This is a genomic window from Shewanella sp., from assembly GCF_048265805.1.
Classification (GTDB): Bacteria; Pseudomonadota; Gammaproteobacteria; order Enterobacterales; family Shewanellaceae; genus Shewanella.
Map to the genome: position 1 here is coordinate 100373 of NZ_JBLXAT010000001.1, position 12330 is coordinate 112702.

Genomic DNA, 12330 nt, shown 5'->3' on the forward strand with positions numbered 1-12330 from the left:
ATACAGACAGCAACAACCTATTGTTGGTCACCTAAATGCCGTAGTGCCAGCGCCTGATCTGAGGTTAATGGATAAATAGCTTTAATCATGCACTTAGACGGCAGCAGTTGCGGATTACCAATCGTAGCCTGACGGTCACTAAACTGCACAATAAGACTGTTGCGGCCAACCATAACAGACGTGGCGTTGGCGATATTTGAGCAACGGTTCTGCAGAGTAAATAGATAATCATCGCCACGGCTGGTGATCAACACGCTGTACTCGGTTAACGCTTCCCAGCGCCGCAACTTGAAGTTTTTAATATCACGCGCCGGAACCAACTGCTGCGCCACAATATATTGTTGATACGCCTCATCCTTCTGCGCCGCCGTGGTATTCGATGTGGCACTCGAACAGCCTGCCAACACGCCAACTATTATTAGCAGATAATATGATTTCATGTGATAACTCCTTGTTGTTTGCAGTCAATGCGCTGTCTCGGCGATATCCCATTAATTGACAGAGCGCACTCACCGACATCCCTATTCAATATACCGTGCGATAAAAATCGCTCAGCTATGTTAATGAAGCTAACCTATTAATCATACACAGAAATCATAAGCAAATATGTCATACGGCTCACTAGCGGCTGGTCTTTATTGCATACAGCGTTCAGATGCAAGGTGCAGTTGCCACCAATGCTGAGCCATTGACACAAAAATCTAACGCGTGATGTACGAGACGTGGCCAGCGACGCGTAGTCAACTAAGCAAGCTGGATGCACAAACTTCAGCTTGCCGTTAAATGGCCCCTTCGGGCAGCGACAGCGCGGAATTTATCCAGCGTTAGGTGCGATTAGTGGATAATGACTACTTAGCACGGCACCTGCCTGACTTACCCCCCGATCTTCCTGCTGTAAAAACGAACAACAAAGGTCAACAGCCACTAGGGGCTGTTGACCTTTAGCGTTTAATTTTTGTTCAAATTAAACGCGTTATGAACGAGGCGAGGCCTGCGACGCTTAGTCAACTAAGCAAGCTGGGCACAACAATGTTCAGGAGGCGTTTAAATGAACCCTTCGGGCAGCGACAGCGCGGAATTTATCCAGCGTTAGGTGCTGTTTGTGGAGAATAACTACACGGCACATCACCTGCCTTGCCTAAATCGCGCGCTGTCTACTGCAAAAACAACCAGCAAAGATAAACAGCCCCTAGGCCCGAAACTGCTTAACGAGCTGCTCTTGCGCTGCAACCAGATGCTCTAAATGTTCACTCGATGCAGCCAAAGCGCTGACACCGGCATAGCTGTCTTCAGTAGTCTCGGCAATTTGGCGTACATTGCTGGCAATATGCTCACAACTGCTTTGTTGCTCAACAGCAGCGCTGGCGATCTGTTCGCTATTACGGCTGACGCCATCAATCAATTGCTGGATCAGGCGCATACAATCGGCCGTATCGGCGCTGTGCTGTAAACCCTCGGCCATCGCGGTTTGACAGTTTTCCATCAAAGACACTGTGGCATGGGCACCTTGCTGCAGCTGCTCAATAATCTGTTTAATGGTGTTGGCCGACTCACCGGTTTGTTGCGCCAAAGTTCGCACCTCACTGGCAACTACCGCAAAACCGCGGCCATGATCTCCGGCGCGCGCCGCCTCAATGGCAGCATTTAGCGCCAGCAAGTTAGTTTGCTCAGCCACACTTTTAATCACATCTAACACGCCACCGATATCATTGGCCGAGCGATCTACCGTTTGCAGTGAGTCACTGGCTTCACGTAGGTGACTGGCGAGCGTTTCATTACTGGCCATACTGACACAGACCTGCTCTCGTCCTTTGGTCACGGCAGCGCCCATTTCGATAACGCTGTCCAGTGACTGCGCCGCCGACTGAGCCACCTCTTCTACCGCTGCGGCAAGTTGGCTCATAGCGGTATTGACCTGCTGCGTTTGCGCCCGCTGCGCATCCAATGCGCTATGTGTGCTGTGCGAGCGTTCACGAGTCTGTTCTGACACCTGCGTTAACTGCGAGGCGCCATCCGTGAACTGCTGCAACATCTGTCGAATATGGCTGATAAGCGTGTTAGTGCTGTTGGCCAGTAAGCCAAACTCATTATGACTGCTATAAGCAACATGTTGGCTCAAATCTCCCGCGACAGCGGCATTCTGCACCTGCAGCAACTCGTTAAGGGGACGTTTAATTGAGAGGTAGATATTCAGTGTGACCCACAATGCCAACGGCAACGAACTCAGCAACATGCCGAGAGTTAACCAGAAACCGATCTGCAGCGCTTGCGTGACCTCAGTGGCGCTATCGGTGACTAACTGATGTGCCGCTTGGTCGACCGCTCCCAACACTGCAATGGCGTAATCAATCGTGCCACCGGTTAAATCGATCAACGCTTGGCGTTGCTGTTTGGCTTGCAGTTGTTGGACTTTGGCCTGTTGAAGCGTGTTGAGCCGCTGTGTCAATGTCGACGGCGCCGCGGTTAATTGTGATTGCAGCACTTGTTGCGCTTGGCTGAGTTCAAACTCATCACTGGCGGCTACCAATGCTATGACAGCCGGTTGCAACTCAGTGATTAGTGCATTGTGCTCGAGTTGCCGCCATTGCTGTTGCGCGGCGATTAACGCTTCGCTGGCATTGAGCATGGCAAGCTGCTGCTCTCCGAGCTGTTTGCCTTGGGCAAAGTAATCTTCGTCGAGGCTCAACAACGGCGCAATCAATGACAGCAACGATTCATGTTGCTGCGCTAGTTGCTGTAACTGTTGCAACGCGGCATCAAACTCGGTTTGTGCGCTAACAAAGTTATCAATGGCGGTGATGGCGAGATGGCTATCGTCAATACTGGAAATGCTTTTCAGTTGGCGGTCGGCATTGAGTAACACCTTACCCAGCTGGTTGGTTTGTAGCACCAACGGCGTGGCGCTATCGGTCATCAAGCGTAATTGCTGTTGCACTTGCTGCCCATAAAGAAGATTGGCGGCGGCACTGACCAGCAGCAACATGCCGAGTAGAGAAAATCCCCCAATCACTTTTTGAGTCAGTGATAGCCGCACCCGCAGGCGTCGACCAAGGGCAAAAAATTGAGTGAAAGTAAAACGCCGAGCAGCCATTAACACATCCTTCAACGGACCTAGCCACGGCGTAACGGCATCATTTACCTAAGTCTGCCGTGACATTAAATAGCGCTAGTTTAAGAAGCTTCAATGACAGAACCATGACATCACAACATTCCGCTCATTCCCCCTCCATTAGTGCCCCCAATTTCCACGTTCAAAATATGTGCAAAGGTTAATAATTATTAACAAATTGTGTCTATCGCGCTGATTTACTGCATTTTTATACGTTGATTTGTTTATCTTTACTAAATCCTTACACTTTCACACGCTGTGAAAAACGGAAACTGGATATACTGCGAGCAGGTTCAGTTTTATCACTTTGGTTCCACTGACATTGGGTTGTAGTGGACATTCAGGGATCGTCTGCAAAATGAAAAAATCCGCTAAACGCAAGCTCATTACTACCGTTACCGTGCTCGCAGTGATTGTGCTCGCTGTCGTGTTCTACTACAGCTCGCGCCCGAAACAGGCGCCGGAATATGCCACTGAAACCGTGCAGCGAGGTGACATCGAAAACACCGTACTCGCCAACGGCATGTTGCAAGCTTATAAGTTAGTCAACGTTGGTGCTCAGGTATCAGGGCAGATCAAAAGCATGGCTGTTGAGCTAGGCCAAGAAGTCAATAAAGGCGATTTGATTGCGCAGATTGATAGCCTGACCCAGCAGAACAGCTTAAAAAACGCCCAAGCGTCACTCAACAGCATCAAAGCCCAATACCGTGCTAAGGTGGCCCAAATTCACCAAGCTGAACTCGAATTTGCCCGCCAAAAAGCGATGTTGGCCGATAACGCCAGCTCCAAGGCGGATTACGAACAGGCCGATGCCAATCTTACTGTCTATAAAGCCGAACTGGAGCAGTTGATTGCCCAACAAGCACAGGCGGAAATTCAGGTAGACAACGCGAAAGTGGATTTAGGCTATACCACGATTTCGGCACCGATGGATGGTACTGTGGTGTACAACGCGGTGGAAGTCGGCCAAACGGTAAACTCCAATCAAACTACCCCAACCATTATCGAGATGGCGCAGTTAGATAAAATGACCGTCAAAGCGCAGATTTCTGAAGCCGACGTCGTCAATGTTAAGCCCGGCCAACAGGTGTATTTCACCATTTTGGGCAGTCCGAATAAGAAATACTTCGCCACGCTGCGCGCGATTGAGCCTGGGCCGACCTCGATGGATGGTAATGATAAAGACATGACCTCTAGCGACTCTGAAGCTATCTACTATAACGGCCTGTTTGATGTCGAAAACGCCGACCGCGCGTTGCGCATTGGCATGACGGCACAAGTCTCTATTGTGCTGCAACAAGCTAAAGACACGCTGTTAGTTCCAGCGCAAGTGCTGCAATTAGCCAAGAAAGGCCCAAGCAACGGCGGCGCCAAGCCAGCGCGACGCAGCGAAAATGGTGCCGCCAGATATCAAGTGCCAGTATTAGTTAACGGCGAGCTGCAATATCGCGACGTAAAAGTAGGCATCAATAACAAGGTGTATGCCCAGATCATCGATGGCCTGCAAGAAGGCGATATGGTCGTGATCGGTATGCCATCAGGCAACAGTTATTCCAGCCGCTTTGGCCGCTCTGTGAGACTGTAATTTATGAGCAATCCATTACTTGAAATCAGTGGTGTGTATCGCTCGTTTCCCGCGGGCGAGCAGCAACTGACGGTATTACACGACATCAATCTCACCATTGAGCGTGGTGAAATGGTGGCAATTGTCGGCCAATCCGGTTCCGGTAAGTCTACCTTGATGAACATTCTCGGCTGCTTGGATAAGCCGTCTGAAGGGAAATACTTCATCAATGGCCAAGATACCTCGAAAATGGAAGCCGACGAACTGGCCGAACTACGCCGCGAATACTTCGGGTTTATCTTTCAGCGCTATCACCTGCTGGGCGATCTCACTGCCGTAGGCAACGCTGAAGTGCCAGCGATTTATGCAGGTAAGGACCGCCATGAGCGCCATGAACGTGCAGAGCAGTTGCTGTCACGTTTAGGTTTGGGCGAACGTCTTGATCACAAACCGAGCCAACTCAGTGGTGGGCAGCAGCAACGTGTCAGTGTCGCGCGCGCCTTGATGAACGGTGGCGATGTGATTCTGGCCGACGAACCTACTGGTGCACTCGACAGTCACAGCGGTGAAGAGATGATGCAGCTGTTGCAAGAATTGCATCAAGATGGACACACCATCATCATCGTGACCCACGATATGCAGGTGGCCGAATATGCCGATCGCATCATTGAGATTAAAGATGGGGTGATCTTCGCCGACCGCCGCAACAAACCGATCTCGACTGCCAAAGCGATTCCAGAGAAAAAAGCCAAGCCACGTAACTGGATGGCAAACTGGGATAACTTTACCGAAGCACTGAAGATGGCGCTGCTGGCCATGTCGTCGCACCGGTTGCGCACCTTCTTGACCATGCTGGGGATTATTATCGGTATTGCCTCGGTGGTTTCAGTGGTTGCACTGGGCGAAGGTTCACAGCAAGCGATTTTGCAAAACATCAGTTCAATGGGCACCAACACCATTGACGTGCGCCCCGGTAGTGGCTTTGGTGATCGGCGTTCAGGCCGGATCCGCACCCTCACCGCCACCGATGCTGATGCGTTGAATAACCTGCCGTTTGTGGATAGTGTCACACCGTCTATCAGCACTAGCGTGACGATTCGTTACGGCAACCAAGCGAAGAGCGCCTCCGTCAGCGGTGTTGGCCCAGATTTCTTCCGCGTACGAGGTTATGAATTAGCTGCGGGGCAATATTGGGATGCCGCCAGTGTTGATACCTTGGCACAGGAAGCGGTTATCGATGACAACACCAAGCGCGAGCTATTTCCGGATAGCAACCCGATTGGCGCGGTGATTTTCCTCGGTAATCTGCCCGTACGCATTATTGGTGTCACCGAGAAAAAACAGAGTGCCTTTGGTAACAACGATGCGTTGACGGTGTGGGTACCATTTACCACTGTTGGCGGTCGTATGATGAGCCAACACTATCTGGATAGTATCTCGGTAAGGGTCAGCTCCGATGCGCCAAATGCTGCGGCAGAACAAGGCATTATTAGCCTGTTGAAAATGCGCCATGGCACAGAGGACTTCTTCACGATCAACACTGATACCATTCGACAAAATATTGAAAAGACCACCGCCACCATGACATTGCTGATCTCCGCCATCGCGGTTATCTCACTGGTCGTCGGCGGCATCGGCGTAATGAATATTATGTTGGTATCGGTGACGGAACGTACCCGCGAAATTGGCGTACGTATGGCTGTGGGTGCACGCCAAGGCGATATTCTGCGTCAGTTTTTGATTGAGGCGATTTTGGTCTGCCTGTGCGGCGGTATCCTAGGTATTAGCTTGTCATTCTTAATCGGTTTTGGCTTCTCCTCCGCAGGAAGTAGCTTCCAGATGATCTACTCCACCAGCTCGATTGTCGCCGCCTTTGGCTGCTCTACCTTGATTGGGGTGTTATTTGGTTTCTTACCGGCACGTAATGCTGCCCGTCTCGACCCTGTCGACGCTTTGGCCAGAGAGTAATAGATGATGAAACAACACAAAATACAAATCCACTTAGCCGCACTTGCCGTGTGCAGTACCCTGCTCACTGGCTGTGGAGTGTTTACCCGCAGTGAGTTTACCGAACCACAAGTGACCATTCCCGCCAGTTGGCAGCAAACCCAAGTGGCAGGCCAAGTGAATATGGATCCTTGGTGGACCTCGTTTGATAACCCCGAACTGAATCAACTGATTGAGCAAGTGCTGGCCAACAACAATGACTTGGCGTTAGCCACATTGACGCTACGACGTGCTCGCTTGCAAGCTGGCATTACCGATGACCAATATTGGCCACAACTGTCAGCCAACACCGGGGTTAATAAAAGCAAACCGTTAGATGGCGGCGACAGCAGCACTAGCTACAACGCTGCGGTGTCAGTTAGTTATGAAGTTGACCTGTGGGGCCGCGTCAGTGCCGATGTTGACCAAGCACGTTGGTCCGCCATGGCGAGCCAACAAGACCGTGAAAGCACGGCGCAAACCTTAGTCGCCACTACTGCCTCGTTGTACTGGCAGATTGGCTACTTAAAGCAGCGGTTGCAGCTAAGCCAGAACAGTATTGATTACGCCAAGCAAACACTGACACTGACTCAGCAACAATATGCCACTGGTGCAGTATCGCAGTTGAACGTGCTTGAAGCGCAGCGCAGCTTAGCGGGGCAAGAAGCCAGCCACAGCGAGTTAGTACAGCAGTTGGTAGAAGCGCAAAATGCCATGGCGATTTTGTTTGATAGGCCACCAGAGCAATTTCCGGTCAGTATTGATAAATTGCCCGAGGGCAAGGTGCCACAAATCAATGCGGGTGTTCCCGCCGATTTATTGGTGCGTCGCCCCGATATCAAAGCGGCGTTGTATCAGTTAAAAGCCTCGCTGGCCGCTAAAGATGCCACGTTCACTCAGTATTTCCCGGCACTGACACTCACAGGTTCGGTCGGCGATAGCTCCAGTCAGTTAAAAGACTTATTGCGTAATCCAATCGGCACATTAGGCGCAGGATTAACCCTACCGTTTTTGCAATGGCGACAGATGTCGCTCAACAATGACATTGCTGATATCGATTATCAATCAGCCACCATTAACTATCGGCAAGCGCTATATCAAGCATTTGAAGATGTGGACAACGCCATTTCGGCGCGGCAGCAGTACGCCTACCAAGGCGAAAAACTGCAGCTGCAATATGATTCAGCGGTTGCTGCAGAGAAGATCTATGCCAGTCAATATCGCAATGGTGCAGTGAGTATTCAAGATTGGCTCAATGCGCAAGAAACCATGCGTAACGCGGAAGCATCGTTACTGCAAAACCGCCTCAACCAACTGACGGCACAGTCCACTTTGTACCAAGCGCTCGGAGGTCGAGATATTGCGCCAGCAATAGTGCAATAACCGCCGCCAAGCACTTGATAAATTGCCACGAAAAAAACCGGCGTGGGAACGCCGGTTTGGCTTCTGCCACAGTCCCGTGAGCCGACGGGAAACGGCAAAAAATCGCAACAAAAATGTCGTGCTAACACTGGTATGGAAATTTAGCCAGCAGTCACAACTCAACCTCACAGCCCGTCCAAAGCCGCTATCACACCAAAAGAAATAAAACTTTTAAATTCAATAGGAAAAATGGTTAACCGCGCGAGAATTACGCGATAAGGTTCTTTCGCTAACGTCGCTAGATTGAGCATAGTTCGGATATCACCGGACTGCATTACCGTCGATAAAAAAATCTGTTGCTGGTAGAAAATTGTCTCGCCTTTCATCACCTTAAATGGCTAAAAAAATTTACCACGTCAACAGCAATAATTTGCATGCTGAGTGAAAGGAAATCACCGTGCAATCTGAATCGCTAACAAGCAAAAAGTTAACAGTGCTAGTCGTTACTCATCAGCAGGTAAACAACATCGATACAACCTGACGAACACCGATGCCAATAACACTACCAACGTAACAACAGCGGCAATGCTGGCCGAAAATCATGACTCTCGCCAAGCGCACCATGATCAAAAGTCAGCTCCATCAACGGGGTAACATCGGCAAACAGTTCGATACCACTATGCGCCATCACCGCTTGGGCCGTGGCAGACAAACTATGGCCTTGGGCAATCGTCAGTTGCACTGCGGTTAACTGATGCAACTCCGATTGCCAATTGATGTTTTGCCGTTGGAACGGCTGAGCTTCACCATCGGGTATTTCGATAAAGAACCACAACGGCTCACTGGTTGGATTATCGCTGGCGAGTGATAAACGGTAACCGTCTGGCAAAAACTCTGGGCGATAGTCTAACGTTTTCAAGTCAGGATATGGCTGTTTGAAACATACGCCGAACGGTGAAGTATTGCTGTCGGTTTGCAGCAACCGCTCAGCCAGTCGAGTAACGCGGGTGGCATGGCTACGCAGTTGCGCTTCATCTTCAACAAACAGCAGCTCCAAATAGCAATTGCCAAAGAAAAAACAACGGCTGGCGGTGCCTTGTCCGCTATGGCTACGCGCCACGCCATCGTGCAGCCCGAAGGCGTTTAACAACTCGACTTCTTGCGCGCCAGGACTACAGAAAATAACTAAATGATCGATCTCCATATTGCTAGCCTTAGTTGAAAACTGCAGATACATGTCGCTAAGCCTTTGGACGACATATTGCTAACTACATAAAAATAAAGCAGAACGCTGCCATTACTGCAAAAAACATTTTGCCCAGAACACCAGCTATATTCATTAGTAGCAGCACGCACCGCAAGACTGAATAGACATTTATTTGACATCCTTGTAAATTTTGCATGTAACCACCTACATTTTATAAGAATTTATAACGTAGATTTTTTGACGCAACACGCGTAAGGTTTGCCGCGAAGACTAAAACAACAATATCAGTCCCCTTTTCACACATTTAAACTGGTCAACGGACATGCCAAAAACTTCAATGCTGCAGGCTATATGGGACAATGGTCATCATTATCGCCGTGGTTTATTGCGTACTATGCTGTGGATAATTGCGCTGCTGGCATTTTTAATGGCATTCAGCAACGTTTATGCCGTCAACGGCCGCCCGTTCATCATTGTGGAAACTATTGTGGGGCTCTACTGTGTGGTGTTTTTATGGCGTTTACCGCAGATTAAGTGCCTACGGCTATGGAGCGGCTTATTACTGCTGATGGTGTTCAGCATTATTGCCAGCGGTATTGCAACTAAGGCAATGCATGTCGATGGCTTTTTTTGGCTAATGATGATGCCACCACTCAGTTTACTGCTGATGGGGTTACGCGCTGGAGCAGTATTATCCTTACTGTTTGGCAGTATTGGCGTGGTATTAATGATCACCACTCAACCACTCGATGATGGCAGCCTTGATGTGCCGCTCATGGTCAATGCTATCGCTAGCTACCTTGCCATTTGGATCATGAGCCACGTTTATGAAACCCGCCGCCTCAGTGTGATTAACCAACTGCAGCAGGTCGCGTCTCACGACCCACTGACTGGCCTGTATAATCGCCTGCACTTAGAAACCATTTTTAAACGCTTGGTGCTTCAGCATCAACAATTACCACAGTCACGACATTTTGCGTTGTTGTTGATTGATGTGGATTTTTTCAAGCAGTTGAATGATAACTACGGCCATGAAGCTGGTGACTTAATACTGGCGCAGCTGGCGGAAGAGCTCCGCCGCAACACACGCGCTACTGATTGGTTGTTTCGGGTAGGTGGCGAGGAGTTTTGTGTGCTGTTAGCACAGAGTGATGCCAGCAACGCGTATCATGTGGCGGAGCATTTGCGGAAACAGCTGGCACAGCATCGCCTCAATTATCAAAATCACAGCATCAATTTCACTATCAGCATCGGTATTGCCAGTTGGCCAAACGATGGCGAGAACCTCGATACACTCTACCGCAACGCCGATGCCGCGCTTTATCAAGCCAAACGTGACGGACGCAATATTACAGTAAGTTGCACCGCATCAAACACGGCTGAAGCGATGGCGAATTAGGATTTCGCCGCTCGCTTACTTTGGTGGATAGCGGTCGACTCGCGCATGCTCAGTTAAGGAGCGACTGTCGTTTCCACTTTAGTGCTGAGGTGATAACTTTCTTGGGATGTGTAATTACGGTCGGCGGTGTATGAACATACGGCCTTTAGTATTGGACTGATATAGATGCAGCGCGGCATAAATGGGATTTCGTTTACTCACCCCCCAAACAGCGCGCTTTAGTGTTGGCCTATGGGGAGAAAGATTTTTTACTGTGTCATTGCTTGCCCTCGAAAGATTTAAAGCCGATATGTCCGCACACCCGACTGCGCCCAAAACATCCTTGTGCTTCAACAATTCTAAACTATGAGTTACCTAGCTCGCATCGGTCAAAATCACAGAGCCAGTTAGATGACAGGATAGTTGCAAGCTCATTGATAAATGGCGCATGGTGCTTTCAGGAGCGCGGAAGATGGCGTTGAATATGCTTAGAACGGAAACATCCTGACCAGTCTGGCTCCCCAAACAAAAGCAAGTATACCGTAGCACCGACTACCTAGAGCAGGTACTAACAGCGGTTTTAAATACGTTGTGTGATATTTAAGCTTTCTTGCTCTTGCGCTGGTGCTGACAGTAGCCGAGGCGGGACATCGTACGCCCCGTACCATTTAACCGCAAGATTGCCATCTGCAGTAGTTACTACAATCTATCATCAAATAATGTTCTGCACGCTTTTGAAGACAGCTTTTAAGTATTGCTAGCTATATGGGCAGTAATTATTCGCTGAATAAGCGAAATAACACTGGACTTATGCAGACAATCTCACTACTATGAGCCCAGCTTAAAAGAACGCTTCGAATTAAAACCTACATTACGCCGCATTAGTCATAATTCTTCGTCCTGCAGTTTCTAAGTTAAAGGCTGATTTCCAAGCTAACTCGCCTAATAAAGGCTTATAACACTCTATATTTAAAGGATATTATTATGTCTAATAAAACTATCGGTACTGTAAAATGGTTTAACGCTGACAAAGGTTTCGGTTTTATCGCTCAAGAAAATGGCCCAGATGTGTTTGCACACTTCCGCGCTATTACTGGTGAAGGCTTCAAAACTTTGGACGAAGGTCAAAAAGTTGAATTTGAAGTAACTCAAGGTGCTAAAGGCCCTCAAGCTGAAAACATCGTTGCTCTGTAATTAGACACCGAGTTTTAGCTAAAAGGCATATCTTCTGATATGCCTTTTTTGTTGGGGCTTACCCCGCCCTATTCCACCCAGCCATACCTCTTACCTAAAAACCACATCGCCATCCCTATGGGCAATAAATCACATTACCTCTGCTACGGTAAAGGCGCTAACATCGAAAGCCATATACCAAGCACGGTACCATCAGCATTATTTTAGGGATGAAACCATGTCATCATGATTGATGAAAGCCATCTATTGCGCGCCAAACAACAAGCAGAACCCCGCACAAAAATATCGGTGTATTAAGATTGGCTATTTAGATTGATAGTGCCTGGATGCAGAAATTGACATAAACATTGTGCAGACGAGAGTAGTTTGGTTGGCTTGGGTATATCGACATATTTTTTTATTGAGCATGTTTACACTGCTGTTTTCTTAACCCCACCAGCTACGCTCCCGAAATAAAGCGCAAAAAAACAGCGATAAAATTTAAGCCCAACTCCCACTCTGTGGCAAAATCATTAAACCGACTCAATGAA

At 48.9% G+C, this 12330-nt stretch carries 8 protein-coding genes; 5 read left to right on the forward strand and 3 right to left on the reverse strand.

Features of this window, described 5'->3' with window-relative positions:
- Nucleotides 1-17: 17 nt before the first annotated feature.
- On the reverse strand, nucleotides 18-440 hold the full coding sequence (locus tag ACN0TT_RS00415; RefSeq protein WP_417760177.1) for a DUF6491 family protein: 423 nt from the start codon (nucleotides 438-440) through the stop codon (nucleotides 18-20).
- A 749-nt stretch (nucleotides 441-1189) separates the two neighbouring features.
- The gene (locus ACN0TT_RS00420; RefSeq protein WP_417760178.1) at nucleotides 1190-3091 is read right to left on the reverse strand and encodes a methyl-accepting chemotaxis protein; all 1902 of its coding nucleotides are present in this window, start codon (nucleotides 3089-3091) and stop codon (nucleotides 1190-1192) included.
- 376 nt (nucleotides 3092-3467) lie between these two features.
- Between ACN0TT_RS00420 and ACN0TT_RS00425 the strand changes: the two genes are divergently transcribed.
- Genes ACN0TT_RS00425 through ACN0TT_RS00435 form a run of 3 tightly spaced genes read left to right on the forward strand, consistent with a single transcriptional unit; the run spans nucleotide 3468 to nucleotide 8042 of the window.
- Nucleotides 3468-4694, forward strand: a complete 1227-nt coding sequence (locus ACN0TT_RS00425) for an efflux RND transporter periplasmic adaptor subunit (protein ID WP_417760179.1) — start codon at nucleotides 3468-3470, stop codon at nucleotides 4692-4694.
- A gap of 3 nt (nucleotides 4695-4697) precedes the next feature.
- On the forward strand, nucleotides 4698-6641 hold the full coding sequence (locus ACN0TT_RS00430) for a MacB family efflux pump subunit (protein ID WP_417760180.1): 1944 nt from the start codon (nucleotides 4698-4700) through the stop codon (nucleotides 6639-6641).
- Between the two features lie 3 nt (nucleotides 6642-6644).
- A complete protein-coding gene (locus ACN0TT_RS00435; protein WP_417760181.1) occupies nucleotides 6645-8042 on the forward strand; it encodes an efflux transporter outer membrane subunit in 1398 nt (465 codons plus the stop codon).
- 541 nt (nucleotides 8043-8583) lie between these two features.
- Here ACN0TT_RS00435 and ACN0TT_RS00440 read toward each other — a convergent pair.
- Nucleotides 8584-9225: a VOC family protein gene (locus tag ACN0TT_RS00440; protein WP_417760182.1), complete on the reverse strand. Its 642-nt coding sequence runs from the start codon at nucleotides 9223-9225 to the stop codon at nucleotides 8584-8586.
- A 325-nt stretch (nucleotides 9226-9550) separates the two neighbouring features.
- Here ACN0TT_RS00440 and ACN0TT_RS00445 point away from each other — a divergent pair, with 325 nt between their 5' ends.
- Nucleotides 9551-10627, forward strand: coding sequence for a GGDEF domain-containing protein (locus tag ACN0TT_RS00445; RefSeq protein ID WP_417760183.1), 1077 nt, complete (start codon nucleotides 9551-9553; stop codon nucleotides 10625-10627).
- Between the two features lie 963 nt (nucleotides 10628-11590).
- Nucleotides 11591-11800 carry a cold-shock protein gene (locus ACN0TT_RS00450; RefSeq protein ID WP_417760184.1) on the forward strand — a complete coding sequence of 70 codons (210 nt, stop codon included), beginning with the start codon at nucleotides 11591-11593 and terminating at the stop codon, nucleotides 11798-11800.
- Nucleotides 11801-12330 lie beyond the last annotated feature (530 nt).

What these genes read in the sequence shown, in the direction of transcription:
- ACN0TT_RS00420 (WP_417760178.1), bottom strand. Translation starts at nt 3,091, where the DNA reads ATGGCTGCTCGGCGTTTTACTTTCACTCAATTTTTTGCCCTTGGTCGA.
- ACN0TT_RS00415 (WP_417760177.1), bottom strand. Translation starts at nt 440, where the DNA reads ATGAAATCATATTATCTGCTAATAATAGTTGGCGTGTTGGCAGGCTGT.
- ACN0TT_RS00435 (WP_417760181.1), top strand. Translation starts at nt 6,645, where the DNA reads ATGATGAAACAACACAAAATACAAATCCACTTAGCCGCACTTGCCGTG.
- ACN0TT_RS00440 (WP_417760182.1), bottom strand. Translation starts at nt 9,225, where the DNA reads ATGGAGATCGATCATTTAGTTATTTTCTGTAGTCCTGGCGCGCAAGAA.
- ACN0TT_RS00445 (WP_417760183.1), top strand. Translation starts at nt 9,551, where the DNA reads ATGCCAAAAACTTCAATGCTGCAGGCTATATGGGACAATGGTCATCAT.
- ACN0TT_RS00450 (WP_417760184.1), top strand. Translation starts at nt 11,591, where the DNA reads ATGTCTAATAAAACTATCGGTACTGTAAAATGGTTTAACGCTGACAAA.
- ACN0TT_RS00425 (WP_417760179.1), top strand. Translation starts at nt 3,468, where the DNA reads ATGAAAAAATCCGCTAAACGCAAGCTCATTACTACCGTTACCGTGCTC.
- ACN0TT_RS00430 (WP_417760180.1), top strand. Translation starts at nt 4,698, where the DNA reads ATGAGCAATCCATTACTTGAAATCAGTGGTGTGTATCGCTCGTTTCCC.